General features: G+C 64.8%; 22 protein-coding genes. 11 read left to right on the forward strand and 11 right to left on the reverse strand.

Going from position 1 to position 25,497, the window contains the following annotated elements:
• The first annotated feature begins 141 nt into the window (after window positions 1-141).
• The 4 genes from creB (at window position 142) to AC1VWL_RS07185 (ending at window position 4,190) form a co-directional block, all read left to right on the forward strand.
• The gene (gene creB / locus AC1VWL_RS07170) at window positions 142-843 is read left to right on the forward strand and encodes a two-component system response regulator CreB (protein ID WP_282266669.1); all 702 of its coding nucleotides are present in this window, start codon (window positions 142-144) and stop codon (window positions 841-843) included.
• Window positions 844-846: 3 nt separating this feature from the next.
• Window positions 847-2,283, forward strand: coding sequence for a two-component system sensor histidine kinase CreC (gene creC / locus AC1VWL_RS07175; protein WP_482986233.1), 1,437 nt, complete (start codon window positions 847-849; stop codon window positions 2,281-2,283).
• A gap of 82 nt (window positions 2,284-2,365) precedes the next feature.
• A complete protein-coding gene (gene creD, locus AC1VWL_RS07180) occupies window positions 2,366-3,712 on the forward strand; it encodes a cell envelope integrity protein CreD (protein WP_482986234.1) in 1,347 nt (448 codons plus the stop codon).
• A 67-nt stretch (window positions 3,713-3,779) separates the two neighbouring features.
• Window positions 3,780-4,190 (forward strand): hypothetical protein, encoded by a 411-nt coding sequence (locus AC1VWL_RS07185; protein WP_482986235.1) that lies wholly within the window; start codon window positions 3,780-3,782, stop codon window positions 4,188-4,190.
• Between the two features lie 287 nt (window positions 4,191-4,477).
• Here AC1VWL_RS07185 and AC1VWL_RS07190 read toward each other — a convergent pair whose 3' ends face one another.
• On the reverse strand, window positions 4,478-4,963 hold the full coding sequence (locus AC1VWL_RS07190; RefSeq protein ID WP_482986236.1) for a hypothetical protein: 486 nt from the start codon (window positions 4,961-4,963) through the stop codon (window positions 4,478-4,480).
• Between the two features lie 95 nt (window positions 4,964-5,058).
• Between AC1VWL_RS07190 and AC1VWL_RS07195 the strand changes: the two genes are divergently transcribed.
• The 3 genes from AC1VWL_RS07195 (at window position 5,059) to AC1VWL_RS07205 (ending at window position 9,171) form a co-directional block, all read left to right on the forward strand.
• Window positions 5,059-6,651, forward strand: coding sequence for a M20/M25/M40 family metallo-hydrolase (locus AC1VWL_RS07195; protein WP_482986237.1), 1,593 nt, complete (start codon window positions 5,059-5,061; stop codon window positions 6,649-6,651).
• 620 nt (window positions 6,652-7,271) lie between these two features.
• Window positions 7,272-8,672, forward strand: coding sequence for a glutamate--tRNA ligase (gene gltX, locus AC1VWL_RS07200; protein WP_482986238.1), 1,401 nt, complete (start codon window positions 7,272-7,274; stop codon window positions 8,670-8,672).
• Window positions 8,673-8,685: 13 nt separating this feature from the next.
• A complete protein-coding gene (locus AC1VWL_RS07205; protein ID WP_282266682.1) occupies window positions 8,686-9,171 on the forward strand; it encodes a Fur family transcriptional regulator in 486 nt (161 codons plus the stop codon).
• A 199-nt stretch (window positions 9,172-9,370) separates the two neighbouring features.
• On the opposite strand, the gene AC1VWL_RS07210 is transcribed toward AC1VWL_RS07205, so the two are convergent.
• The 7 genes from AC1VWL_RS07210 to AC1VWL_RS07240 all read right to left on the reverse strand — a co-directional run bounded on the left by AC1VWL_RS07210 (window position 9,371) and on the right by AC1VWL_RS07240 (window position 19,121).
• Window positions 9,371-11,071 carry an amidohydrolase gene (locus AC1VWL_RS07210; RefSeq protein WP_482986239.1) on the reverse strand — a complete coding sequence of 567 codons (1,701 nt, stop codon included), beginning with the start codon at window positions 11,069-11,071 and terminating at the stop codon, window positions 9,371-9,373.
• Window positions 11,072-11,260: 189 nt separating this feature from the next.
• The gene (locus tag AC1VWL_RS07215; protein WP_482986240.1) at window positions 11,261-12,418 is read right to left on the reverse strand and encodes an HlyD family secretion protein; all 1,158 of its coding nucleotides are present in this window, start codon (window positions 12,416-12,418) and stop codon (window positions 11,261-11,263) included.
• Window positions 12,415-14,079 carry an MFS transporter gene (locus tag AC1VWL_RS07220; protein ID WP_482986241.1) on the reverse strand — a complete coding sequence of 555 codons (1,665 nt, stop codon included), beginning with the start codon at window positions 14,077-14,079 and terminating at the stop codon, window positions 12,415-12,417. The genes AC1VWL_RS07215 and AC1VWL_RS07220 overlap by 4 nt, the downstream gene beginning before the upstream one ends.
• Window positions 14,076-14,645, reverse strand: coding sequence for a TetR/AcrR family transcriptional regulator (locus AC1VWL_RS07225; RefSeq protein WP_481533599.1), 570 nt, complete (start codon window positions 14,643-14,645; stop codon window positions 14,076-14,078). Before AC1VWL_RS07225 ends, AC1VWL_RS07220 begins: the two co-directional genes overlap by 4 nt.
• Window positions 14,646-14,721: 76 nt before the next feature.
• Entirely contained in the window at window positions 14,722-15,933 is a 1,212-nt protein-coding gene (locus AC1VWL_RS07230) for an MFS transporter (protein ID WP_481533600.1), read from the reverse strand.
• Window positions 15,930-16,358: a MarR family winged helix-turn-helix transcriptional regulator gene (locus AC1VWL_RS07235; RefSeq protein WP_482986242.1), complete on the reverse strand. Its 429-nt coding sequence runs from the start codon at window positions 16,356-16,358 to the stop codon at window positions 15,930-15,932. Before AC1VWL_RS07235 ends, AC1VWL_RS07230 begins: the two co-directional genes overlap by 4 nt.
• Before the next feature lie 564 nt (window positions 16,359-16,922).
• Window positions 16,923-19,121 (reverse strand): TonB-dependent receptor, encoded by a 2,199-nt coding sequence (locus AC1VWL_RS07240; protein ID WP_482986243.1) that lies wholly within the window; start codon window positions 19,119-19,121, stop codon window positions 16,923-16,925.
• Between the two features lie 138 nt (window positions 19,122-19,259).
• On the opposite strand from AC1VWL_RS07240, the gene AC1VWL_RS07245 reads away from it, so the two are divergent.
• Window positions 19,260-19,676, forward strand: coding sequence for a MerC domain-containing protein (locus tag AC1VWL_RS07245; RefSeq protein WP_282266698.1), 417 nt, complete (start codon window positions 19,260-19,262; stop codon window positions 19,674-19,676).
• A 105-nt stretch (window positions 19,677-19,781) separates the two neighbouring features.
• Complete coding sequence (locus AC1VWL_RS07250) at window positions 19,782-19,961, forward strand: 30S ribosomal protein THX (RefSeq protein WP_296251805.1); 180 nt, start codon at window positions 19,782-19,784, stop codon at window positions 19,959-19,961.
• A 95-nt stretch (window positions 19,962-20,056) separates the two neighbouring features.
• Here AC1VWL_RS07250 and AC1VWL_RS07255 read toward each other — a convergent pair whose 3' ends face one another.
• The 3 genes from AC1VWL_RS07255 to AC1VWL_RS07265 form a co-directional block, all read right to left on the reverse strand.
• On the reverse strand, window positions 20,057-21,307 hold the full coding sequence (locus AC1VWL_RS07255) for an alkaline phosphatase family protein (protein ID WP_482986244.1): 1,251 nt from the start codon (window positions 21,305-21,307) through the stop codon (window positions 20,057-20,059).
• Window positions 21,308-21,413: 106 nt separating this feature from the next.
• A complete protein-coding gene (locus AC1VWL_RS07260; protein WP_482986245.1) occupies window positions 21,414-21,926 on the reverse strand; it encodes a methylated-DNA--[protein]-cysteine S-methyltransferase in 513 nt (170 codons plus the stop codon).
• On the reverse strand, window positions 21,923-23,413 hold the full coding sequence (locus AC1VWL_RS07265) for a DNA-3-methyladenine glycosylase 2 family protein (RefSeq protein ID WP_482986246.1): 1,491 nt from the start codon (window positions 23,411-23,413) through the stop codon (window positions 21,923-21,925). The genes AC1VWL_RS07260 and AC1VWL_RS07265 overlap by 4 nt, the downstream gene beginning before the upstream one ends.
• Before the next feature lie 165 nt (window positions 23,414-23,578).
• Between AC1VWL_RS07265 and AC1VWL_RS07270 the strand changes: the two genes are divergently transcribed.
• Both AC1VWL_RS07270 and AC1VWL_RS07275 read left to right on the forward strand, forming a co-directional pair.
• Window positions 23,579-24,736, forward strand: coding sequence for a COG3904 family protein (locus AC1VWL_RS07270; protein WP_482986247.1), 1,158 nt, complete (start codon window positions 23,579-23,581; stop codon window positions 24,734-24,736).
• Between the two features lie 79 nt (window positions 24,737-24,815).
• Window positions 24,816-25,376, forward strand: a complete 561-nt coding sequence (locus AC1VWL_RS07275; protein ID WP_481533608.1) for a DUF4019 domain-containing protein — start codon at window positions 24,816-24,818, stop codon at window positions 25,374-25,376.
• The last annotated feature ends 121 nt before the right edge of the window (window positions 25,377-25,497 follow it).

Here is a 25,497-nt window from a genome sequence, read left to right on the forward strand (position 1 = left end):
GTAGTGTGGGCGTTTTCATTGGAGGGAGCCGGCTGGGCGCCTGTGTGCGCGGCGGTGCTGTGGGCCGATCCGAAGGGGGCCAATACGTCCCGATTGCTGCCGGCCGCTGGCGTCTGCAGCAAGGCCAGCTATCCTGATGCAATGTCCAGCCAACCTGCCCGGGTACTCGTCGTCGAAGACGAGGCCGCCATCGCCGACACCCTTCTTTATGCGCTGCGCAGCGAAGGCTATGCCGCCAGTCACTGCACGCTGGGCCGCGAAGCGCTGGCCTTGCTGCGCCAGCATGGCGCCGATGTGGTGGTGCTGGACGTCGGCCTGCCCGACCTGGGCGGCTTCGAGGTCTGCCGTGAACTGCGCACTTTCAGCCAGGTGCCGGTGATTTTCCTGACCGCCCGCAACGACGAGTTCGACCGCGTATTGGGGCTGGAGCTGGGCGCCGACGACTATGTGACCAAGCCGTTCTCGCCACGCGAGATGGTGGCCCGGGTGCGCGCGCGACTGCGCCGGACCGCGCCTGCTGCACCAGTTGCAGCCGAGGAGGGTGGCTGGAAGCAGCTGGGGCGGTTCGCAATTGACCACGACGGCCGCCGCATCCGTTACGACGAGGCGCTGCTGGACCTGACCCGCTACGAATACGCCTTGCTGGCGGCACTGCTGCAGCGGCCCGGGGCGATCCTGAGCCGGGCGCAGTTGATGGAGCGTGGCTGGGACCACGCCAGCGACAGCACCGACCGTACCGTGGATACCCACGTCAAAACCCTGCGCGCAAAGCTGCGTGCGGCCGGCGCGCAGGGCGAGCCGATACGCACCCACCGTGGCGTCGGCTACGCCCTGGATGTCTGACTGATGCGTATCGGGTTGAAGCTGTTCCTGGGGTTCTTCCTGATTGTCGGCATCGCCGCGTTCTTCGTGATGCGCGTGTTCGTCAACGAAGTGAAGCCCGGGGTGCGCCAGGCGATGGAGTCCACCCTGGTGGACGCGGCCAATGTGCTGGCGGTGATGGCTGCGCCGGATCTGAAGGCCGGCCACATCGGCGACGGTGACTTCGCCGCGCGCCTGGCCACTGCCCAGCGCCGCGATCCCAAGGCGATGGTGTGGCGTTTCCCCAAGCGGAGCATCGATTACCGGGTGACGGTGACCAATGCGCAGGGCATCGTGGTCTACGACTCACGCGGGCAGGACGTGGGCCGCGACAACTCGCGCTGGAATGATGTCTACAGAACCCTGCGCGGTGAGTACGGCGCGCGTTCCAGTCCGGAGATACCGGGCGACGAAACCAACACCGTAATGCACGTGGCCGCGCCGATGTACGACCCGGCTGACGGACGCACCCTGATCGGCGTGCTGACGCTGTCGCAGCCTAACGACACCATCGATCCCTTCATCGTTGCCAGCCAGCGCGCCATCATCGCGCGCGGTGCCTGGTTGATCGGTTTGTCGGCCTTGATCGGTTTGCTGATGACGTGGTGGTTGTCGCGCGGCATCAGCGGGCTGAGTCGTTATGCCAAGGCCGTCAGCGCCGGTGAGCCGGTGCCGCCGCCGAAGCGGCGCCGCGACGAGATCGGCGACCTCGGCCAGGCGCTGGAAATCATGCGCCGCAAGCTCGAAGGCAAGGCCTATGTCGAACAGTACGTGCAGTCGCTGACCCACGAGATGAAGAGCCCGCTGGCGGCGATACGCGGCGCTGCCGAACTCCTGCAGGAGCCCTTGCCGGAAGCTGACCGGCAGCGTTTCGCCGCCAACATCGTGCAGCAGGAGCGGCGCCTGACCGAAACCATCGACCAGTTGCTGCGGCTTGCCGAGGTTGAACAGCACGGTTGGCTGCAGCGGCGCACCGAGGTGGATCTGGTCGCGGTCTGCCACGCGCTGGCCGAGGATGCGGCGCCACGCCTGCAGGCCGGGCAGATCCAACTGGATGTGCAACTGCCGGAGCGCGCAGCGGTGCAGGGCGATGCCTTCCTGCTGCGGCAGGCGCTTTCGAACCTGCTGGACAACGCGATCGCGTTTTCCGCGCCGGGCGGTCGCATCGTGCTGAGCGTGCAACGCCAGCAGCAGAACTGGCGCATCGTCGTGCGCGACAACGGCCCTGGTGTGCCGGAGTACGCGCAGGAGCGGGTGTTCGAGCGCTTCTACTCGCTGGCGCGGCCGGGCACGGGGCAGCGCAGTTCCGGCCTCGGCCTGCCATTCGTGGCCGAAGTGGCGCGCCTGCACGGCGGCGTTGCGGAACTGGGCAACCATCCTGAAGGTGGCGCCGAAGCGCGCCTGCTGCTGCCTGCCGGCTGACTTCACATTCGCTTCAAACTCGGCACAAACCCTGTTCACCAGCCGCGTTCAACCTGTCCCTGTTTCCACACGAGGACGGGACATGACTTCCCTGAAACTGCTGTTGCGCTTCGCCATTGTCGGCGGGCTGGTGTTGTTGCTGCTGATTCCCCTGCTGCTGATCCGCAGCACCATCAATGAGCGTGAGCGTTACCGCGACGAGGCGGTCGAACGGGTATCGCAGAGCTGGGCCGGTGAGCAGTCGCTGATCGGCCCGGTGCGGGTGCTGCCGTGGACCCAGCAGCGCGAAGTCGAGATTCCGGCCGAAGGCAACAATCCGCGCAAGACAGAAATGCGCGTTGAAAACGGCTACGACCTGCAGATGCCGACGCGCTTGAATGTGCAGGGCAATATGCGCACCGACGAGCGCACCGTGGGCCTGTTCAAGGTGCCGGTCTACAACTGGCAGGCCAAACTGCAGGCCGAGTTCGCCGAGAGCAGCTATGTGGCGGTGCCGGGGCGCACCTACGGCCGTCCCTATCTGGCGATGGGCGTGTCCGATGTGCGCGGTCTGGTAGGCACGCCGAACCTGCGCGTCGACGGCCGTGCGATCCAGCTGCAACCGGGCTCCGGCGCTCTGGAGGGGACCTCCAAGGGCTTGCATGCGCCGCTGTCGGTATTGCCGGATTCGGTGCAGGGCGTGCTGCGCGAGGGGGGCAAGGTCGAGCTGGAGTTCGTACTGGGCGGCACCCGTTCGCTGGCGGTTGCGCCGGTGGGTGACGACACCCGCGTCTCGCTCTCATCAACCTGGCAGCATCCGCTGTTCGGCGGCAGCTTCCTGCCCAACGAGCGCAGCATCGATGCCAGCGGCTTCAAGGCGGAGTGGGCGGTGTCATCGCTGGCCTCGGCGGCACAGGCGCAGCTGGTCAGGGCGATCCGCAGCGACGGTGGCAGCGTGGAGGCATTGAACGTGGCCTTGGTGGACCCGGTGGACACCTATACGCAGGTGGACCGTGCCAGCAAGTACGGCATCCTGTTCGTGCTGCTGACCTTCGTTGGCTTTGCATTGTTCGAGCTGATCAAGCAGCTGAAGATCCACCCGCTGCAGTACCTGCTGGTTGGCCTGGCATTGGCGATCTTCTTCCTGCTGCTGCTGAGCCTGTCCGAGCAGATTGCGTTCTGGCAGGCCTATCTGATCGCCGCGGCGGCGTGTATCGGCTTGCAGGGCTTCTATCTGAGCGGGGTGCTGCACAGCTGGAAGCGCGGTGTCGGTTTCGCAACGATGCTGACGATGTTGTATGGCGTGCTGTACGTGCTGCTGGTCTCGGAGAACAACGCGCTGCTGATGGGCTCGCTGCTGCTGTTCGGCATCCTCGCGGCGATCATGTGGATCACCCGCAAGGTCGATTGGTACGAGCTGAGCAATCGCGCGGTGAGCAAGCAGGCTTGATCTGGCAGTTGCGATGACGGGGCGGGGTGGCAGTGGCCATCCCGCCTCTTTCGTAAGGAGGAATGACATGAATCGAGCATTGATCCATCGCCGTGCGCAGCGCTTGTTGCCGGCGGGTATCGAGACCTGCGGCTTGTTGCACTTCGGCTTGGCGCCGGGGCAGGTGGAGCGGGCGTTGCTTGGCAGTGTGTTTGCTGGTGGGCAGGCGCAAGGGGTTGTGGCGCTGCGCTTGTCGTTGTCGACGGCGTTGGCGATCCGGCGCAAGGGGCTGCGGTACTTCGAAGCGGGCGATTGGGTTTATTCAGCGTTTGCCGAGGCTCATTCGTCGGATGCCGGTGGTTTTGCGTGTGGAGCTGAGGGCTTGGGTGCGCTGCCGACGACGCATGGCGCTGGATACTCCGCCGTCGCTCAAGATGGTCGTTCGTGGTTTGTGGTGTTGCCGGTGGAACGTCTCGTGGTTTATGGGTGGTGGGAGTGAGGGGTGCCGAGTTCTCGCCATGTTGCGCACGTGCTCCCTTCTCTCGCGTTCGGGAGGAGCGCGGGGCTTTCTGCCGCAAAGGCGGGATGCTTGAGGAGCCGGCCCCGCGAAGGCGGGCAGCAGGCGCACACCGGGCCGAATGACACTTCCTTCTCCCGCTTGCGGGAGAAGGTGCCCGGAGAGCCTGCCCCCGCGAAGGCGGGGGCGGATGAGGGGAGCTTTGGGTTTGGCTGTTGCTCTGTTTTTGTGAAAGGCCAATGCGGCAGCAACAACCAAAAACAGAGCTTTCACTCCCCTGCGGGGAGCGAGTTACTTCTCTTTGCTTGTGCAAAGAGAAGATAACCAAGAGAAACACACCCTGCCTCCGCGCCCACGCCGCTGCGCGACGTGGGTCCACTCCGCTGGCAGGATTTTTCGACGATACATGCTTGTCTCGGCGCAAAACCCCGCACATCCATGTGCGCCGCCCCGTTCGGGGTCTTGTCTGCCAGCTCCGTCGCTGCGGAAGGGGCCCGGTAAGTCAATGGCGGAAGCAACAGCAACAGCAACAGCAACAGCAACAGCAACAGCAACAGCAACAGCAACAGCAACAGCAACAGCGGCAACGGCAACGGCAATAAGCGCAACCACTTTGGGCTGATACGGATCGGGGTTGCGCACCTCTTGAGAACTGCCGGGATGTGTACCGAAAGCCAATGCCCTTGATCGGCAAAGTCGGCGGCAGCCTGCGCTGGCGTATGTGGTGATGACTCGTGCGGGTTGAATCGCACCATCGTTGCCAAACCATGACCATTGGCCGACTCGGCAGCTGCTGTTCACTGGCTAGACTCGGTGGTTTGTCGTCATTGGGCCTTGGGCCGGGGAAAGCATGATCAAGCGGGGTGTGTTGGCGTTGTGCATGGGCTTGGCGGTGAGCGCTACGGCGCAGGCGGCCGAGCAGGTGGATCTGGACATGGTCAGCAAGATCCGCCAGGAGGCGTTCCACCGTTCGCAGGTGATGGATACCTTCAGCCATCTGACCGAAACCATCGGCCCGCGCCTGACCAATTCGCCGGCGATGACCCAGGCCAACGCCTGGAGCCGCAGCAAGTTCAACGAGTGGGGCCTGGTCAACGTGCACGACGAGGCCTTCGAGGACTTCGGTCGTGGCTGGGAGTTCAGCTCGGCCAGTGTCGAGATGCTGGGCCAGCGCGTACAGCCGCTGCACGCCCTGCCCAAGGCCTGGACGCCGGGCACCAATGGTGCGGTGGAAGGTGAGCTGATCCAGGTCGATATCAAGAAGCTGGCCGACCTTGAGAAGTACAAGGGCAAGCTGCGCGGCAAGATCCTGCTGCTGGGTGATGCGCGCGAGTACAAGCGCGGCACCGAGTCCGATTCGCACCGCCACGACGCGACCTCGCTGGAAGGCCTGCAGGCCTTCACCATCCCCAAGACCGCGGAAGAAGACCGCGCAAAGCGGGTGAAGGAATACAACGAGCGCCAGGAGCTGGGCAAGGCGGTCAATGCTTTCTTCGTCGAGGAAGGCGCGCTGGCCGCGATCAGCATCAGCGGCTGGGACAACGGCATCATCCGTGTCGCCGGTGGTGGTTCGCGCAAGGCCGGTGAGTCGGTGGGCATCCCCGAGCTGGCGATGATTGCCGAGCACTTCAATCCGCTGGTGCGCGCACTCAAGGACAAGCAGACGGTGACGCTGCGGGTCAACGTGGATGCGCGCTTCACCGACGAGACCAACCAGCCGGGCCACAACACGCTGGCCGAGATCCGTGGCAGCAGCAAGGCTGACGAAATCGTGATGCTGGGTGCGCACATGGACTCCTGGCACACCGGCACTGGTGCGGCCGACAACGCCGCCGGCGTGGCGGTGATGATGGAGGCGATGCGCATCCTCAAGGCGGTGGGCGCCAAGCCCAAGCGCACCATCCGCGTGGGTCTGTGGAGTGGTGAGGAGCAGGGCCTGATTGGTTCGCAGGCCTATGTGGCGCAGCACTTCGCGCGTTATCCGGAGCCGACCGATGCGGCGCAGAAGGCGCTGCCGGCGTCGTTGCGTGAGCCGACCGGTCCGCTGCAGAAGCTGCGTGATTACGACAAGTTCCAGGTCTACTTCAACATGGACAACGGTTCGGGTCGGTTCCGTGGCATCTATGCGCAGGAGAACATGGCGGCTATGCCGATCTTCGAGGCGTGGTTGAAGCCGTTCAACGATGTGGGTGCGACGACGGTGGCTACGCGCAACACCGGCAGCACGGACCACATCAGCTATGACCGGGTGGGCCTGCCGGGCTTCCAGTTCATCCAGGACCGTCTGGATTACTTCAGCAATGTGCACCACAGCCATCTGGATACCTGGGATCACGCCGAGGCGGAGGATCTGAAGCAGGCGGCGGCGATCGTTGCATCGTTCGTCTATAACGCTGCGATGCGTGAGGAGCGGTTCCCGCGTAAGCCGTTGTTGGAGAAGTGAGTTAGCCGGATTTGCTTGAAGGAAGGGCCGCATTGCGGCCCTTCTGCTTTTCGCGCAGAACGAACAGATGCTTGGTGCGTCCCTTCTTCCGCTTGCGGGGGAAGGTGCCCGAAGAGCCTGCCCCGGCGAAGGCGGGGGGCGGAAGGGGGGGAGCTTTGGTTTCGGTTGTTGCTCTAAGCAAGATCAAGATCAAGAGCTTTCACTCCCCTTCGGGGAGCGAGCCACCTTTCTTTGCTTGTGCAAAGAAACCTGGCGCAAAGAAAGCACACCCTACCTCCGCGCCCACGCCGCTGTGCGGCGTGGGTCCACTCCGCCGGCAGGATTTTTCGACGAGACATCCCTGTCTCGTCGAAAAACGACGCACATCCATGTGCGTCTCCCCATGCGGGGTCTTGTCTGCCAGCTCCGTCGCTGCGGAAGGGGCCCGGTAGATCAAAGGCTGGAGCAACGGCAGAAGCCGAAGCCAGAGCCAGAGCTGCCCTCACCCCAACCCCTCTCCCGCAGGCGGGAGAGGGGCTAAAGCAGGGGCGCAGCTTGGGCGCGAGAAGGGCTGGAGCGGGTTCGAAGCACCGGCAGGGGGGAAAAGGTAAAATGCCCCGATTCCCACTTCTGCGCCCGTCATGACCGTCCGTACCCGCTTTGCCCCCAGTCCCACCGGCTACCTGCATATTGGTGGCGCCCGCACCGCGCTGTATTGCTGGCTGGAGGCGCGCCACCGTGGCGGTGAGTTCGTGCTGCGCATTGAAGATACCGACCGCGAGCGCTCCACCCAGGCTGCCATCGACGCCATCCTCGAGGCGATGGACTGGCTGGGCCTGGGCTATGACGAAGGCCCGATCTACCAGACCGCGCGCGTTGCCCGCTACCAGGAAGTGGCCGAGCAGCTGATCGCGTCGGGCAAGGCTTATTACGCCTACGAGACCAAGGAAGAGCTGGACGCCATGCGTGAAGCCGCCATGGCCAAGCAGGAAAAGCCGCGCTACAACGGCGCCGCCCGCGAGCTCAACCTGCCGTACAAGGACGACCCGAACCGCGTCATCCGCTTCAAGAACCCGCTTGAAGGCACGGTGCTGTTCGATGACCTGATCAAGGGCAATATCGAAATCGCCAACAGCGAGCTGGATGACATGGTCATCTTCCGCCCGGACGGCTACCCCACCTACAACTTCGCGGTAGTGGTCGACGATTGGGACATGAACATCAACGAGGTCATCCGCGGTGATGACCACATCAACAACACCCCGCGCCAGATCAATCTGTACGAGGCCATCGGCGCGCCGGTGCCGAAGTTCGGCCACATGCCGATGATCCTGGACGAGCAGGGCGCCAAGCTGTCCAAGCGCACCGGCGCGGCCGACGTGATGCAGTACAAGGACGCCGGCTACCTGCCCGAGGCGCTGTTGAGCTACCTGGCCCGTCTGGGCTGGTCGCACGGTGACCAGGAGATCTTCACCCGCCAGGAACTGATCGACCTGTTCGACGTCACCAACTGCAATTCCAAGGCCGCGCGCCTGGACATGGCCAAGCTGGGCTGGGTCAACCAGCACTTCCTGAAGACCGAGACGCCGGAGTCCATCGTTCCGCACCTGGTCTACCAGTTGGAAAAGCTCGGTCTGGACATCAGCAAGGGCCCGGCCCCGGTCGATGTGGTCATCGCCCTGCGTGAACGCGTGCAGACCCTGAAGGAAATGGCCGAGAAGGCCGTGGTCTGGTACACCCCGCTGAACGAATACGACGAAGCAGCCGTGGCCAAGCATTTCAAGGCCGGCGCCGAGGTCCCGCTGGCCAAGGCCCGCGAGTTGCTGGCAGCAGCTGAATGGACCGCCGAGGGCGTGTCCGTGGCCCTGCACGAGGTGGCCGCCCAGCTGGAAATTGGCATGGGCAAGGTCGCCCAGCCGCTGCGCGTGGCCATCACCGGCACCCAGGTGAGCCCTGACATTTCCCATACCGTGTATCTGGCTGGGCGCGACGAGGCCTTGAAACGCATCGACGCCGCACTCATCAAGATCCCAACGGCCTGACCCCGAGGTAGACATGACCGACGCACACTCCTGCACCGCCCCGCACCACCACGTCGAAGACGCGGCCGGTTTTGTCGCGGTGGTCGAACGGGTGTGCCGCGAGCGCGGATTGCGGTTGACCCCGATCCGCGCCAACGTGCTGCGGCTGATCGCCGAGGCCGGCAAGCCGGTCAAGGCTTATGAACTGCTGGAATGGGTGCGTGAAGGCAAGGGTGTAGGCGCCGATGCCCCACCCACGGTCTACCGCGCGCTGGACTTCCTGATGGCCAATGGTTTCGTGCACAAGCTGTCGTCGGTCAACTCGTTCGTCGCCTGCCACCACCCGAGCAGCAACCAGCATTCGGTGCCGTTCCTGATCTGCGACCGCTGCCATAGCGCTGTGGAGCTGGAAGACCGCGACATCGTCCGCCAGCTGGAAGCCCGCGCCAAGGAACTGGGCTTCAAGCCGCAGGCACAGACGCTGGAAGTACACGGCCTGTGCGCGAACTGCGCAGGCTGAAGCTTTAGCCCCTCCCCCCTCAGGAGAGGGGTGAGGGTAAGGCGTCGCGTGGAACCGATCATTGTGGGAGCGGCGTAAGCCGCGAAGCCATTGGAACACCCGAAGCCGATAGCGCATTGCCCAGACCGAAGCAGCCGGGAAGGTCCGGGCCTATCAGCTTCGCGGCTTACGCCGCTCCCACAACAACCACATATCGCTCCTACGGCTTCGGTTTTGCTTCGTAGACCACTTCGCCATCCTTGATGGTCTGCAGCACCTTGATGGTGTGCAGCTGGCTGCGTTCGATGGTCATTGGGTTGTCCGACAGCAGCACCAGGTCTGCGCGCTTGCCGACTTCGATCGAACCCTTGCTGCTCTCCTCGCCGTACTGGCGCGCGGCCCACAAGGTGATCGCCTTCAGCGCGATCGCCGGTGATACACGCTGCTCCGGTCCGAGCACGCGACCACTACGGGTCACGCGGTTGACCGTCGCATCCAATACCCGCATCGAATCCGGAAACACCACCGGCGCATCGTGGTGGGAGGTGAACACCATGCCCGCGTCCAGCACCCATTGCGTGGGCGAGATGTTCTCGGCGCGCTCCGGACCCAGCACCGAGTCGCGGTGCCAATCACCCCAGTAATAGGTATGCATCGGGAACAGCGAGGGGAAGATGCCAAGACGGCGCAGCTCACCGACCTGGTCCTTGCGCAGGGTCTGGCCGTGGATCAGTACCGGCAGCAGGTGTTTGTCCGGGTACTTGGCTTCTGCGACGGCGACGGCGTGGATCAGCTGATCAATCGCGGCATCACCATTGGCATGTGCCTGTACTTGCCAGCCATGGCCCCACGCCTGGGTGATGAGGTCATCGACCTTGGCGGTGGGGAAGGCGGGATAGCCGGCATAGTCCGGCTTCTCGCCCTCGGGGACCTTGTAATAAGGCTTGGTCAGCCACGCGGTTTTGCCCTGTGGCGAACCATCCAGGCTGATCTTCACGCCGGCGATGCGGAAGTGGTCGGTGTAGTTCAGCCCATAGAAGGGACCTTGCATGGCCGGGTTCTGCAAGGCCACTTCGATATCCGGATAGGACACCACGTCGATCTTGAGCTTGCCGGCCTTGGCCGCGATCGGCAGCAGTTGCAAGGTGCCTGCGTCGGTCTTGGCGTCCTGGGCGGTGGTGTAGCCGTATTTCATATACAGCGCCTGGCCGGCTTCGAGCATGGCCAGGGATTGCTCGACAGTCATCGCCGGCATCAGCTTGGCCAGGGCGATGTTGTGCGCGCTTTCCTCCAGCACACCATCGGGCACATTGCTGCCTGGCTCGCGGCGGATCACGCCGCCGGGCGGGTTGGGTGTGTCGGCGGTGATGCCGGCCAGTTCAAGTGCCTTGCTGTTGTAGGCGCCGAGATGGCCGGACTGGTGCATCAGGATGATCGGTATGTCAGTGGCGATCGCATCCAGGTCCTGCCGGGTCGGATGCCGCTGTTCGACCAGCTGCGAATCGTCGTAGCCGAAGCCGATCAGCACCTTGTAGCCCTCGGGCGTGGTCGGATGCGCGCGGAACTCGCGCATGATCTTCTGCAAGGCGGGGATCGAGTTGCCTTCACCATCAGGTGCGGGCAGCAGGTTGGCCGACAGCGCCTGCAGGCCGACGCCTGAAACGTGACCGTGGGCGTCGATGAAGCCCGGCGTCAGCGTATGGCCCTGCAAGTCGATCTGCTGCGCCTGCGGGCTGAAGCGGCGTGCCGCCTTGCGGGGGCCGACAAAGGCGATGCGACCATCGCGCACGACGATGGCTTCCGCTTCGGGGTGGTGGTCGTCCACGGTGACGATGGGCCCACCGGAATACAGCGTGTCTGCTGCGTTGGCGGAGGTGGCCGTGAGTGCGGCCAGGACGGAGAGCGCCAGAATCAGTTTCACCGAGGGTTCTCCCGGCTGTGGGCAGGGCTACAGCCTAGCGCAATCGGGTGAAGGCCTTGCTCCCTCCCCTTGCGCAGCAGGGGAGGGTTGGGGAGGGGGTGGCTCTGGGCCGTTCTCGCAATGTCAGCTTCGCGGCTTACGCCGCTCCCACAAGATGGTCGGTAAGCCCTTGCCGAGCATGGCTCGGCCCTACCGCTGTTGCTCCCTCCCTTGCGCAGCAGGGGAGGGTTGGGGAGGGGTTGGGTTTTGCGCAGGCGCCGCCGCGGTGTCCACTTCCACCACCACCGACATGCCGGGGCGCAGGCGCGCGGCCAGTGGCTGGTCGGGGTCGATGGCGATGCGGATCGGCAGCCGCTGCACCACCTTGGTGAAGTTGCCGCTGGCGTTGTCGGGCTTGAGCACCGAGAACTCCGAGCCGGTGGCCGGGGCGATCTGCTCGATGTGGCCGCGTAGCTTCTTGCCCTGGAAGGCATCGACGCTGAACGTCGCGGGCTGGCCGATCGCCATGTTCCAGGTCTGGCCTTCCTTGTAGTTGGCTACCACCCACAGCGTGTCCGGGACCAGGAACAGCAACTGGCTGCCGGCGGTAACGTACTGCCCAAGCCGAACGGTCGCTTCTGATACCTGGCCATCACGCGGCGCCTTGATGACGGTGTTGTCGAGGTCGATCTTCGCCAGTTCGAGAGCGGCTTCAGCCATGGCGACCTTCGCCTCCAGACCCTTGCGTGCCACTTCGGTGGAAGTGAGGGTTTCCTCTGCGATATGGATGGCCGCCTGCGATTGCGCAACGCCAGCAGTCGCCGCCTGCGCCGAGGCGCGCAGCTTGTCGCGGTCGCTGTTGGAAACCAGTCGCTGTGCGGCCAGGGTTTCATAGCGCTGCAACTCGGTGCGGCTGCGTTGCTGCTCGGCCTGTTGCGCCGAATGGTTGGCGCGTGCGGAGCTGATCTGGGCGCGGTTCTGCGCCTGGCTCTGATCGGAGTTGGCCAGCTGCGCGCGTGCATCTTCGAGGGAGGCCTGCGCTTGATCCACCTTCTGCCGGTAGATGCGCTCATCGATGCGCAGCAGTGGCTGGCCCTGTTTGACATGGTCGAAGTCGCTGACCAGCACCTCGGTGACATAGCCGTTGACCTGCGGTGCCAGCACGGTCACCTGGCCGCGCACATAGGCATCGTCGGTGTGCATGAGCGTGCTGTTGAACGGCCACAGCTGCCAGGCGCGCAGGATCAAGGTCAATCCGACCAGGGCGACGATGATCATCAGCACCACCGCACGGCGACTCGGGCGGTTGTACTTGGATACCGGCGTGGGCGCCGGGGAGGGAGTGTTCTTTTCGGTCTTGTTGCTCATGATTCTGCTCGGTTGTCCTGGGCCACGGCGCGGTCACGCCGAATCACCTGTTTCACGCGGGGATTGCGCAGCGTCACTTCCAGCAGCAGCCAGCTCAGGAAGCAGATTGCGACCCAGCCACTGAAGGCGAATACATCGTTGAAGGCGCGTACATTGGCTTCGCGTTTGGCCGCTGCTGCCAAGGCGGCACTGGCCTGTGCCTTGAGTTGTACCGGGTCGGTGATGACGCGGGCGTAGGCTTGCTGCTGCAGCTGCAGGCGGTGCGCCACCTGTGGATCAGCGGGATTGAGCTGGCTGACCAGTGCGGTCGAATAGAGGTGTTCGCGCTGCAGCTGGTAACTGCTCAGGAAGGCTGAGCCGGCAAGACTGCCGAAGCTCTGGGTCAGCGACAGGATCACGATGAAGGACACGATGTGGTCCAGTCCACGCGCCATTGCCTGGCGTATGCCGATCAGCATCAACGGACCCATGAACATGCCGCTGCCCACCGCCGCCAGGAACTGGCTGAGGGCGAAATCCATCGGCCGGTCCATGCTGGTGCGGTGCTGGTCGAGGAAGGCGGCACTGCCGAGCAGGATGATCGACACCAGCAACTGCGGGATCAGCGCCTTCGGCCCGAAGGTCAACGCACCGGCAGCGATGCCGACCAGGACGCCGATCAGGATGACTCCGAACAAGGGCGCCATCTGGTCCGGGCCCATGCCCAGTGTGCGCATCATCGAGATCATCCCGTAGGACTGCTCGTTGGTGAGGAAGCGGATCAGGAACGCGCCGACGATGAAGCGCAGCATCACCGGCCCCATCAGCCAGCGCACCTGCAGCAGCGGATTGCGACGCTGGTGCTCGATGCACAGGCCAGTGGTGATCAGCACCACCGCCGCAGCCAATGCCCAGCCCAGCCATGGGGAGTCGAACCACCAATGAAGATAGCCCTGGCTCAGCACCACCACCAGCAGCGCCAGACCCGGCGCGAGCAGGGCGAAGGTGAGGAAGTCGGTGCGTTCGAAGACCTTGATCTGGATGCCGGGCGGAAGCTTCAGCACCACCACCGCAGCAAACGAACACAGTGCCAGCCCGGCCTCGAACAGATACAGGTTCTGCCATTCGCCGTGGTCGAGCAGGCTGGGTGACAGCAGCCACGCCAATGGCACGGCGAGCTGCGACAGGCCGACGCCTATCACCAGCAGGTTGCCCACGTATTTGCGCGGCAAGGCCTGCAGCATGTACAGCGTGCCCAGCGTGGTGCAGGCGGCACCGGCAAAACCGCTGCCGGCGCGTACCAGCAAGGTGGTCGTGTTGTTGCCGACAAACAGATGCAGCACCGCCAATGCGGCATAGGTGCCCAGGCCGATCTCGGCGAACAGTCGGATGCCATACTCCTGGCGGAACTTGAACACCAGCAGGTTGGCGCTGACATTGACCATCAGGTAGGCGGCGACCAGCCAGTTGGCCTCACTGGCCTGCAGCCCCATCTGCCCGGTGATCAACGGCAGGTTGGCGCTGATCAGGGCATTGCCCAGGCCGCCGGTGATCGCCACCAGCACCGCCACGGCGGCGTAGGCCGCACGCCGGTGCGGGGGGTGCCAGGGCATCGAGGCCGAGCCGGGCAGGCTGGGCTTCTCGTGCTCTTCCCAGTCCGGAATGGGCTTGAGGGGTTTCATGTGCGTTCCGTTGCAGCCTGCACGGACAGGCCGGGACGCAGCAATTCAATCGCACGCCGTGCGAGGGTGGCGCGATCTTCGACGGTGCGGCCGCGCAGGGCGGCGCCGAGCATGCCGGAGATCAACGAGATATCCGACAGCTGCAGGTCAAGCCGGCACAGCCCTGCGGCCTTGGCCCGCAGCAGTGCCGGTTCGGACAGGCCGAGAATGCGCTCGCGTGCGGCCTTGATCGTGGGCTCGTCCGGGTCCACCGCGCGCCAGTAATCGGCCAACGCAGGCGAATGCACGATTCGCCTGGCCATGCCGATGATCAGCTCGAACAGGGCATCGTCGCGCTCGCCCAGTTCCTGCAGGTGCGCTTCGATCTTTTCCACGGTCCGCTGCAGCAGGGCTTCGATCAGCGCGGTGCGGTCGGGGAAGTTGCGGTACAGCGTTGCCCGGCCCACACCGGCGCGAGCCACCACCAGATCAAGTGGAGCGGTGATGCCGTGCTCGCCGAACACGGCGTCGGCCGCATCCAACAGCAAGGCACGACGCACGGCGGCATCGGAGCGAATGGAAGTCATGCCGCATATGATCCGGACAAAAATGTCCGGTTTCAATGGGCGGCATGGAACGGGCCGTTGCAGCGGCCCGTTTCGTTCAGCTCGCGGCGAGCTGGCGGCGCAGTGGTGCTTCGCGGATCGGCAGGTTGATCAGTGCTGCAGCAGCGGCCAATGCCATGTCCGCGTACCACATCCAGCTGTAGTCGCCGCCATATTCCAGTGCCACGCCACCCAGCCAGGCACCGAAGAACGCGCCGATCTGGTGCGAAAACAGGGTCAGGCCGAACAAGGTGCCCATGTGACGCGGACCGAACAGCTTGCCGACCAGTCCCGCGGTGGGCGGCACCGTCGCCAGCCAGGTGAAGCCCAGTGCGGCGGCGAACACATAGAACGTCATCGGTGTCGGCGGTGATGCCAGATAGACCGCGATCAACACCGCGCGGCTGAGGTACATCCAGAACAGCAGCCACTTCATGCGGAAGCGTTCGCCAAGCGCACCTATGATCAGGCTGCCGGCAACATTGAACAGGCCGATCAGGGCAATCGATACCGAGGCCACGTTCGGCGACAACCCGCAAAGCGCGATTTCGCCGGGCAGGTGGGTGACCAGGAAGGCGATATGCACGCCACAGGTGAAGAAGCCCAGATGCAGGCACCAGTAACTGCGATCACGCAGGGCGCGCTGCAGCTGCGGACGCAGCGCTTCGCCGTCGTCACTGGCCTCGTTGCGTGGCGCACGCTTGCGCAACGGCCAGGCCAATGGCAATGACAGCAGCACGATGAAGGCCAACGCATACAAGGCCTTGATCCAGCCGAAAGCACTGAGCAGCAGCTGCACCAGTGGTGCGAACAGGAACTGGCCAAGTGAGCCGCCGGCATTGATGACGCCGGCGGCCATCGAGCGCTTCTGCGCGGGAATACGCCAGGCGGTTGCGCCGATCAGCACCGAGAAACTGCCGGCACCGGCACCGGCTGCCAGCAGCAGGCCGAAGCTGAGGTTCAGTCCCCAGGCGTCGGGAAGCAAGGTTGCCGCGATCAGGCCGACCGCCAGCAGCACGCCGCCGCCGACCAGTACCGGCAGCGGTCCGCGCTGGTCGGCCATGGCACCGAAGAATGGCTGCACCGCACCCCATACGAATTGGCCGATCGCCAGCGAGAAACTGATCTGGGCGATGCCAAGTCCGGTCGAAACATGGATGGGGTCGATCAACAGACCGCTGGTCTGGCGCACGCCCATGGTCACCATCAGGATGCTGGAGGCGGCGAGCAACAGCAGCCAGGGAGTGCGGGCAGGAGCTTGCGTGGTCATGCTGCTTGCTCCTGTTCCAGTGCCTGGGTAAGTGCTTCCAGCTGGTGGTTGAGGTCTTCGATGCGTTTGCCGCCGAACAGCATTTCGATCTCCCGCTGGGCTTGCTGCCAGAGAGGAAAGGCCTTCTGCAGGCGGCGCTTGCCGGCGGCGGTGATGTGCAGCTGGCGCTGGCGGGAGTCCGCGCCGGGGGCGGAACTGAGCAGGCCCGCTTCGAGCAGCGGCTTGAGGTTGCGGGTGAGGGTGGTGCGGTCCATGCCCAGTGCATCGGCGAGCTCGCCCAGTGGCCGCGGCTGGCTGGAGCGGCGCAGGATGGAATAGGCGTTGAGGCTTAGATCAGCGGAGGCCAGGTGGCGGTCATAGAGCTGGGAAACGCGGCGCGTGGCGCGGCGCAGCTGGAAGCAGGTGCAGGGGCTGGGGGCGTCCATCGGCGTTTCGGGTAGGGCGATGGATGGGAGTTTATGTGCATATGCACGTAATTGCGAGGATGGCTCCTGGTGACTCTGGTGCCTTGTGCGCTTAGCTTTGGTCGTGGTCGTGGTCGTGGTCGTGGTCGTGGCGGTGGCGTTGGCTGTGGCGTTGGCGTTGGCGTTGGCGTTGGCTTTGGCTTGGCTGCTGTTGCTGTTGCTGTTGCGGTTGCTGTGGCTTTCCCTTCTCCCGCTTGCGGGGGAAGGTGCCCGGAGGGCGGATGGGGGGGCTCTTGATTTGGCTCTATCTGAGTGGGTTACCAAAGCGGGGGTTCTGCACAAACATAAAAACCACCTTGCGGTGGTTTTCAGGCTTGCCTAGGTTGCTAAGCAGGAGAGCAAAAAGCAGAAGCAGAACTAAATGCAGGAGCAGAAGCTTGCCCTCACCCCTACCCCTCTCCAGCAAGCGGGAGAGGTGAAAGACAGGAGCAGGGGCCAAGGCTCAAAGCCAAAGCTCAAAGCCAACGCCAAAGCCAAAGCTCAGAGCCAAAGCTCAAAACCAAAGCCAAAGCCAGCATCAAACCCTTAGAACCATGCGCGGATGCCAAACGCCACGCCACGACCCGGCAGCGGCGAGTAATCCCGCAGCAACGAGGTATGCGGGCGTGCCTCACGATCAGTCAGGTTGCTGCCATCGAGGAACACTTCGTAGCTGTTGCTGCCATTGCGATCCCAGCGGTACGCCACGTGTGCATCCACCAGCGTGTAGCCCGCGCTGGTTTCCTCGTTCACTGCAACATCCTTCTGGCTGCCGTAGCGCACCGCACCCAACGACGCGCGCCAGCCACCCAGCGACCAATGCAGGTCGGCACCAACACGGGCCGGGGCGATGCGCGGCAGGTAGCCGCCATTGGCCAACTCGACATTGTAGTTGTGTGCGTGGTCACCGTGCGGCACGGCGATGGCGACATTGCGGGTGCCGCTGCCATCAAGTTCGGCCTTCACGTAGTCGCCGAACACGCGCAGGTCCCAGTCGCCGGCCACGTTCTCCAGCATGTGCCAGGTGGCCTCTGCCTCGGCGCCCTTGAAGGTGGCGTCGTTCTGGGTCCAGGTGCGCACCGGCAGGCCGCCTTCGACCACGCCGGTGTCGGCCAGGTAGATGAAGTCCTTGAACTTGGTCTGGTAGATCGCTGCCTGCAGGTCGAAGCGTTCGTTATGCGCGTGCAGGCCCAGCTCGACGCGACGACCGCGCTCGGTATCCATGTTGGCGTTGCCGATTTCCAGCGAGCGGGTGGCGATGTGGGCGCCGGCGGCGTACAGCTCTTCGTTGGTCGGTGCACGCTCGGAGGCGTCCACGCCGAAGCGCAGGTCGAAGGTGTCGTTCAAGGCCCAGATGCCGGACGCCGACAGGTTGGTCGCGCCAAAGCTGCGGTTGCGCTGGGCATCGTTCGGGTCGAGCTTGACCCGGTCATGGCGTGCACCCAGTTCCAGCTTGAACGGGCCGAACTGCTTTTCCTGCAGCACGAAAGCACCAATGGTGTCGGTGGTGGTGCCCGGTACGAAGGCTTCCTCGCCGGTGGCGCCGAAATCGCTGCTGCCGAACTGCACGCCGAAGGCGCCATCCCAGCCGGCCAGCGGCTGCTGTACCGCTTCCACGCGGCCTTCAAAGCCCTTGTTGGTGAAGCGGGTGGACGGTGTACCGGCTTCCAGCTCGGTGTGCTCGTAATCGGTATAGCCGCCGCGTACGGTCAGGCTCTTCAGGAACGCGGTCGGGTTGTACAGGCCGCCCTTCAGGTCGAAGCGGTTCTGCACCATGTCGATGCGCACATCATGCTCGTCGCCTTCCTCTTCGTGATCATGGTCATGGTCGTCGTGGTCATGATCGTGGTCATCGTCGGCGTGCACGTGGGCACCGTTTGGAATGCCGTAGTTGCTGCGATAGGTGCCCAGCGAGGCGCCCAGGAAGCCGCCTTCGCCGAACCAGGTGGCGCCGACACCGCCGGCGCGGGTGCGCGTGGAGCTGTTGTCGAGGCGGCCGCGGGTGCCGGCGTCTTCGTCGTGGGCGTCATGATCATCATGGCCATCGGCATCCAGCGCGTGCGGGTCGATCGCATAGCCGGGGATGCGGTAGTCATCGCCATTGCGGATCAGGCCGTCGACATGCAGGACCAGGTTGTCGCCACTGACGCCGTCCAGGCGGAACATGCCGCTACGCTCATTGTTGACCGAGTTGCCGCGGACTTCGGCGCGACCGCTGAGCGGGCGGTCCGGAACCTCGCTGGCGATGCGACCATCGACCACGTTCACGGCGCCGCCAATGGCACCGCTGCCGAACAGCAGGGTGGCCGGGCCTTTCAATACCTCGATCTGGTCAGCCAGGAAGGGTTCGATGGCGGAGGCGTGGTCGGCGCTGACGGTGGAGGCGTCCATGTTGCCGACGCCATTGGACACCACAGCCACGCGCGGGCCTTCCTGACCACGGATGATCGGGCGGCCGACGCCGGGGCCGAAGAAGGTGCTCTGTACGCCAGGCAGTTTGGCCACGGTGTCACCCAAGGTGCCGGACTTGTGCTCGTCCAGATCGGTACCGGCCAACACCTCGACCGGGCGCGCCAGCGACTCGGCAGAGCCCTGCAGTGGTGAGGCGGTTACCTTTACTGCGGTCAGTTCGGTCAGGTGATGGCTCTGCCCGGCGTCATCATCGGCGGCACTGGCGACGGCGGGCAGGGCGGCGGCAAGGGCGACGAACAGCAGGTGGTGCCGGGTGTGACGGGGGAAGGGCATGAGAGTTCCTTTGTTACTGTGTATCACTGGGGTGGCAATCTGAACCGGAGGCGGCAGGGGGCTGGCGCAGGCGGCTAGGGCGGGGAGGACAATAATGTTATATTATTCCATAACGTTCTGCCGCCCCTGCTGGAAGTCATGCCCACCCAACCCAACGGACTACGCAAATTCCTCGATCGCTTTGGCGCGACCGGATCCCTGATCTGTGCAGTTCATTGCGCGTTGTTGCCGGCATTGCTGGCGGTGGCGCCGGCGCTGGGGCTGTCGTTCTGGCTCAGTGACGGCGTCGAGTTCACCATCGTCGTCTTCGTTACCGTGCTGGGTCTGTTCAGCCTGATCTGGGGTTATCTGCGCCACCGCGCGCTGATGGCCTTGTTGCTACTGGTGCCCGGGCTGCTGTTGTTGTGGGCGGGCCTGTTGCATTCGGAACTGCATCATTCGCAGGTTCCGCATGCGGTGGTGATGACCCTGGGTGGCGTACTGGTGGGCTTGGCACATGTGGTCAACCTGCGCTTGAACCACGTGCATGTACACGACGCCAGCTGCGCACATTGAGGGGCGCATGGTAGGCTTCCTGTCCATGCGCGAGGGCGCTTGTTGTGGCCTCGCCAAACCCGTGCATGCACGGGGTAACTGATTACAAACCAAGGAGTTGACGACATGGGTAAGGGTGACCGTAAGACCGCCAAGGGCAAGCGCTACAACGCCAGCTATGGCAATTCGCGCTCGCACGTGAGCAAGGTGGCCGTGGGCGCTGCTGCGCCGGTCGCCAAGAAGACCGTCACCAAGGCTGCCGCCAAGAAGGCTGTTGCCAAGAAGACCGTCGCCAAGGCCGGCTGATCCAGCCAGGCAGTGGTTACAGAAAAGCGGCGCATTGCGCCGCTTTTTTTGTGTTCGTGATAGTTCCCGGGTGCGCTGCGCTTACCCGGGCTACCTCACTTCGATTGGCGCAGCGCCTGGTCCAGTGCGTGCGGGTCGCCATCGTTGGGCTGGGCCGGGATGCCTATCAGGCGGGTAAGCAGCGGATAGACGTCGACGTTGTCGAAGGCGGTGAGCTGTTTGCCCTGCGCGAAGGCCGGGCCCCGCGCGACGAATACCGCCTGCATCGAAGGCAGTGCAGGGTCGTAGCCATGCGAACCGCGATCGCCCGGCGGGCGCTTGGCGATGGTGTCACGCGTCACTGCATCCCAGCCCTCCTGCATCTGGCAGACGATGGCCGGCACGCGTGGGTTGCTGCCGTAATGCCAGCGCGTCGGCAGCTGCGCCTTGTTCCAGCACTGGTAATGCGCGTGTTCGCCGAGCAATGCCTTTTCCGCTTCGGCCTGCTTGCCCGGCAGCGGGGCGAAGCCTACCGACTGGCCTACCGACACCACCTTGGCGACATCGGCCGGCACCATGTCCTCAATCGCCACCGCATTGCCGAACTTGACCGTTGCCATGCCGTGATCGGACACGACAATCACGTTGGTGTGGTCGAGCAGGCCGTCGCGGCGCATGCCGTCGACCAGCTGGCCGACGGCGGCATCAACCTGCTGCAACGCTGCTTTGTACTCGGGCGAATCCGGGCCGTGCGCATGCCCGGCCTTGTCCACGTGCTCCATGTAGGTGGCAACAAAACGCGGTTTGATCGCGTCCGGCGCGCCATGCAGCCAGGCCAGGACCTGGTTCATGCGCTCGGGCAGCGGCACGCTCTCGTCGTATATGCGCCATTGATTGGCATGCAGGCCGCGCACCGGTGCTTCACTGCCTGGCCACGACCAGGTGGCACTCTTGAACCCGGCCTTGCGCACGCTGACCCAGATCGGTTCGCCGCCATCCCACCAGGCCGCGTTCTGTACGGCGGTGCGGTCACTGACCTTGAATTCGCCAAGCGCATCGGCGCTCATCGCGTTGTGCACCAGGCCGTGGTGGTCGGGGCGCAGGCCGGTGACCAGGGTGTAGTGGTTGGGGAAGGTGAGGGCCGGATAGGACGGGCGCATGCCGACGCTGCGTACGCCTTCACGGGCCAGACGCATCAGGTTGGGACTGTCTGCTTCGCTGAGCTTGTCCGCGCGCAGGCCGTCGATGGAAATCATCAATACGGTGGGCGGTGCTTCCGGAGCGATGGTGGGCGAGGAAGGCGTGGTGGCGCAGGCTGCAAGCAGTGCGCAGGCCACTGCAGTGGCCGGAATGCGTGGAAAAGTCATGCCGCAATGATAGGCCGGGCGGGTGACCGTACAAATACAACCTTAGCCATGTTGCCCGTGGAGGGGCGCTAGCGGCCCGGGTTGGCAAAGCGCATCCGGGGGGCGCTCAGGCAAACAGGTCCGCCACACGCTCACCTTCGCTGGGCACGCCCTCCAGCTTCAACAAGGCTGCCTTGGTCGGCAGCCCGCCACCGAAACCGGTCAGTGCGCCGTTGTTGCCGATTACCCGATGGCAGGGCAGCACGATCGGCAATGGATTGCGGCCATTGGCAGCGCCGACTGCACGCGTCGCGGTGGGCCGGCCAATGCGCTCGGCCAGCTGCCGGTAGCTCCAGGTTGCGCCAAAAGGAATCTGCGCCAGGGTGTGCCAGACCTGCAACTGGAATTCGGTGCCCACCGGCGCCAATTCCAGCTGGAATTCCTGGCGTTCACCGCGCAGGTATTGCAGCAATTGCCGGCGTGGCTCGGCGACCGCATCGGGGGCACGCTGCCAGTGTTCGCGGCCTTTGGCGTCGTGGCGGTTTTCGGCGAACAGGATGTGGCGTACGCCGACCTGGTCGACGGCGACCGTCAGTGCGCCGATGGGGCTGTCGAAACGATCGTAGTAGAGGGTGTTCATGCGCTGGCCTCCGTAGCTGCCTTGGAATTCTTTCGTTCGGTTGGCACTGCCAGATGCCACAGATGCAGCACCGCATAGGCGCGCCATGGCCGCCACAGCTGGGAGCGACGTTCGGTTTCGCGCTCGCTCAGGCGTTGGCCTTCGCCCAGTACCTGCTGCAGCACCAGATCACCGGCAGGGAAGGCATCGGGAAGTCCCATCGCCCGCAGTGCCATGTAATGGGCGGTCCACGGGCCGATACCTGACAGGGCCGTGGCCTTCTGCACGAAGCTTTCCAGCGTTTGTGCACGGCTGAAATCCAGCCGTTGTTCGGCGCAGGCGCGGGCGATTGCGCGCAGGGTGGCGGCGCGGGTGCGCGGCAGGCCGATGCTCTCCAGCGCCGCGTCGACCAGCGTTGCCGGTGCCGGGAACTGCCGGTCCAGGCCCTCGGGCATGCCGGGCAGGTGCTCGCCGAAGCGATCGACCAGGCGGCGCGCCAGCGTGGTGGCGGCGGCGACGCTGACCTGCTGGCCGAGGACGGCGCGTGCGGCGACTTCAAAGCCGTCCCAGCCGCCGGGAATGCGCAGCCCCGGCCGCTCGGCCAGGCCGCGCGCGAGCAGGGGTTCCTGGCCCAGGGCGGCATGGACGGTGCGCAGGTCGGCATCCAGGTCAAAGACGCGGCGCACCTTGGCGACGATGGCGGGGATGGCGCGTGGATCGGTGGTGCCCAGTTGCAGGCGCAGCTCCGGGCGCTTGGGGTCGGCGGTGACCCGGATCAGGCTGGCAACGCCGTTGGCGACGACCACGCGTTGGTAGCTGCTTTCGTCGATGCATTCGATACCCGGCAGCGAGCGGCGGCGCAGGAACGCCAGCATCAACGGGAAGTCCAACGGCGGCCGGTAGGCCAGGCGCAATACGGGCTCGCCACCGGCCACCGCGCCATGCTGCTTGCGCAGCGCGCTCGGCGGCATGCCGCAGCCTTCGAGGAAGGCGCTGTTGAAGCGTCGCAGACTGTTGAAGCCGGCGGCCAGGGCGACCTGGGTTACCGGCAGCGCGGTTTCGGTCAGCAGCTGTTTGGCCAGCAATAGACGACGGGTGGTGTGCAACTGCGCCGGCGTAGCTCCAAGCTTGGCCACGAACAGCCGTTGCAGTTGGCGCGCGCTGATCCCCATCGCTTCGGCCAGCGCGGTCGCTGGCTGCTCCTGCAGGATGCCTTCGTTGAGTAGGGCCAATGCCTGATGCAGGGTCTGGTCCTGCAGCAGATTGGCGTCATCCGGTGACAGTTCGGGGCGGCAGCGCAGGCAGGGCCGGTAGCCGGCGGCGCTGGCGGCTGCGGCGCTGGGGTAGTAGCTGACGTTCTCGGGCTTGGGCGGTGGAGCCGGGCACACCGGCCGGCAATAGATGCCGGTGCTGCGCACAGCGGTGAAGAACAGGCCGTCAAAGCGCGCATCACGCGCCAGGCGGGCTTGTTCGCATTGCACATGGGCGGGCATCAGGAGGTTTTGCATGGCCCCAGTCTAGGCGCGGCCGGCGGTCGGTACTGGCCATTTTCGGACATCAATGCGTGTGACGCTGTGTTGATTCATCGGACGTTGCGGCAGGGTGGGTGTTGCGCACTAGACTGTCCACCTTCCTGGCGCGGCTGCGCCGTCGCGCGGACCTGATTGCCCTCCATGTTGCCCAAGTTCTGGTGGTCGCCGTTGTTGTGCGTCGGGCTGTTGGCCTGCAATCCGCAGACCGGCGAGAAAAAGCCCGTGGCTGATCCTGCTGCCACGCTGGCTGCCGATGGCGACCACATGGTTTCGATCAATGCCGCCGATGCGCCGGCCCCGCCGGCACCGGTGTTGCCCGCCAAGGACAAACCCTGGCCCGAGCTGCTGCTGGAAAACGGCAAGGCCTGGGTCAGCTGTGGCACCGACTATGCGGGCGAGAATGGCGATGGCACCGAACTGGCTGCATTTGACCGCGCCAGCATGGATACGGCGCTTGAGCCCTGCAAGGAGCGCGGCCTGGTGCGGGTGCGCTACGCCGGCAAGATCAATCCTTCGTTCGCGGCGATGATGACGCGGCTGGCGGTAGTGGCCGACGCGATGAAGATCAGCCGGCGCATCCTGGATCTGGATTCCAGCGGCGGCCAGGTGGAAGCAGCCATCGTTGCCGGTGACAGCATCGGAGAGTCTGGCTGGACCATCTGGGTGCGCGAAGGTTCGGTCTGTCACAGTGCCTGCGTGTTCGTGCTGGCGGCGGGCGACAACCGCTTGATCTCCGGCAAGGTTGGCATCCACCGCATGATGCGGATCAGCTCCAGCGCCAGTTCGCGCGCGGAGTTGAACAAGGAGCTGCACGAGGTCTACGACAACGTGAAGGACTACCTGCAGCGCAACGGCGTGGCGGTGGGCGTGGCCGACCTGATGATGACCGTGCCCAACCGCAGCCTGCGGGTGCTGACCAACGAAGAGCTCAAGCAGTACGGGCTGGACGGCACCAATGCGGTGCAGGATGACCTGGAGCGCATCAAGCAGATGCGCAAGTGCGGCGATGACTTCGTGCGCCGCAAGGATTCCTTCCTGATCGCCTTCGACCGCGAGTGCAAGGTGGAAGGTGCCGATCTGGAGGCGGTCAACCGTTGCGGGCAGGCCTTGAAGGAGCAGTTCGGCTTCCCGGATGAGGTCTGCCCGGAGGAAAGTCCGCTGTCGGAAATCGATACCGCCATGCTCGAGCCGATGCCGACCGCCATCCCGACCGGTGCCGCGGAGTCGGTGGTGACGCCGGCTGCGGCAGCTGCGACTGCCGTCAGTGCGCAGGTGAGTGCGCCCGGTACACGAAAGTGAACAAATGAAAGGATGCGGAAGCTCGTAAACCGTGATTGGATTGGCATTCCGTTCAACTGAAAGCGTCATGGAGAGAGCTATGCGACCCAGTTGTTTGTTGATGGTGCTGTCCCTGGCCGTACCGGCTGCAGGCGTTTTCGCGCAGACACCCGCTGCGGCCCCAGCGCCGGCGCGGGCTGCTGCCCCTGCCGCCCCCGCGCCCGCACCGGTATCAGCCGCCGCACGGCCGGCGCCAGCGCTCAGTGCTGCGCAGCAGGCGCAGGTGGCCAAGCAGGATGCGGAGATGACCGCCGCCGCGCAGCGGGTGGCGCAACTGGTGGATGGCCAGCAGGCGGCCACCGTATGGGACGGTGCCTCGGCGGTGGCGCGCAAGGCGGTGACCCGCGATGTGTTCGCCAACAACGTCAATGCCGACCGCGCCAAGCTGGGCGCGCTGGTATCGCGTGGCAAGCCATCGATCACCCGCGTGCAATACCCGGCCGGCGCCTCGGTGCCGGAAGGGATCTACTTGAACGTCAGCTTCCCGACCCGCTTTGCCAACAATGCCCAGCCGGTGCGCGAGCTGGTCTCGTTCCGCCTGGATGAGGACAAGGTGTGGCGCACCTCCGGCTATAGCGTGCGCGCGGCCTCGGCCAACTAAGCGCCACTACCGGCAAGGCAAAGCACACGGGCGCCGCAGCGCGCCCGATGTGTTTGCGTGCTGATTGCCGCATGCCTGATCTGGATCAATGAATCCTTACACCGGCCTGCTTACCCTGCCT

This window comes from Stenotrophomonas sp. STEN063 (genome assembly GCF_056854515.1).

Excerpts from the sequence above, each read along its gene's own strand:
- creB (WP_282266669.1), top strand. The coding sequence starts at position 142 with ATGTCCAGCCAACCTGCCCGGGTACTCGTCGTCGAAGACGAGGCCGCC.
- creC (WP_482986233.1), top strand. The coding sequence starts at position 847 with ATGCGTATCGGGTTGAAGCTGTTCCTGGGGTTCTTCCTGATTGTCGGC.
- creD (WP_482986234.1), top strand. The coding sequence starts at position 2,366 with ATGACTTCCCTGAAACTGCTGTTGCGCTTCGCCATTGTCGGCGGGCTG.
- AC1VWL_RS07185 (WP_482986235.1), top strand. The coding sequence starts at position 3,780 with ATGAATCGAGCATTGATCCATCGCCGTGCGCAGCGCTTGTTGCCGGCG.
- AC1VWL_RS07190 (WP_482986236.1), bottom strand. The coding sequence starts at position 4,963 with ATGGTGCGATTCAACCCGCACGAGTCATCACCACATACGCCAGCGCAG.
- AC1VWL_RS07195 (WP_482986237.1), top strand. The coding sequence starts at position 5,059 with ATGATCAAGCGGGGTGTGTTGGCGTTGTGCATGGGCTTGGCGGTGAGC.
- gltX (WP_482986238.1), top strand. The coding sequence starts at position 7,272 with ATGACCGTCCGTACCCGCTTTGCCCCCAGTCCCACCGGCTACCTGCAT.
- AC1VWL_RS07205 (WP_282266682.1), top strand. The coding sequence starts at position 8,686 with ATGACCGACGCACACTCCTGCACCGCCCCGCACCACCACGTCGAAGAC.
- AC1VWL_RS07215 (WP_482986240.1), bottom strand. The coding sequence starts at position 12,418 with ATGAGCAACAAGACCGAAAAGAACACTCCCTCCCCGGCGCCCACGCCG.
- AC1VWL_RS07220 (WP_482986241.1), bottom strand. The coding sequence starts at position 14,079 with ATGAAACCCCTCAAGCCCATTCCGGACTGGGAAGAGCACGAGAAGCCC.
- AC1VWL_RS07225 (WP_481533599.1), bottom strand. The coding sequence starts at position 14,645 with ATGACTTCCATTCGCTCCGATGCCGCCGTGCGTCGTGCCTTGCTGTTG.
- AC1VWL_RS07230 (WP_481533600.1), bottom strand. The coding sequence starts at position 15,933 with ATGACCACGCAAGCTCCTGCCCGCACTCCCTGGCTGCTGTTGCTCGCC.
- AC1VWL_RS07235 (WP_482986242.1), bottom strand. The coding sequence starts at position 16,358 with ATGGACGCCCCCAGCCCCTGCACCTGCTTCCAGCTGCGCCGCGCCACG.
- AC1VWL_RS07240 (WP_482986243.1), bottom strand. The coding sequence starts at position 19,121 with ATGCCCTTCCCCCGTCACACCCGGCACCACCTGCTGTTCGTCGCCCTT.
- AC1VWL_RS07245 (WP_282266698.1), top strand. The coding sequence starts at position 19,260 with ATGCCCACCCAACCCAACGGACTACGCAAATTCCTCGATCGCTTTGGC.
- AC1VWL_RS07250 (WP_296251805.1), top strand. The coding sequence starts at position 19,782 with ATGGGTAAGGGTGACCGTAAGACCGCCAAGGGCAAGCGCTACAACGCC.
- AC1VWL_RS07255 (WP_482986244.1), bottom strand. The coding sequence starts at position 21,307 with ATGACTTTTCCACGCATTCCGGCCACTGCAGTGGCCTGCGCACTGCTT.
- AC1VWL_RS07260 (WP_482986245.1), bottom strand. The coding sequence starts at position 21,926 with ATGAACACCCTCTACTACGATCGTTTCGACAGCCCCATCGGCGCACTG.
- AC1VWL_RS07265 (WP_482986246.1), bottom strand. The coding sequence starts at position 23,413 with ATGCAAAACCTCCTGATGCCCGCCCATGTGCAATGCGAACAAGCCCGC.
- AC1VWL_RS07270 (WP_482986247.1), top strand. The coding sequence starts at position 23,579 with ATGTTGCCCAAGTTCTGGTGGTCGCCGTTGTTGTGCGTCGGGCTGTTG.
- AC1VWL_RS07275 (WP_481533608.1), top strand. The coding sequence starts at position 24,816 with ATGCGACCCAGTTGTTTGTTGATGGTGCTGTCCCTGGCCGTACCGGCT.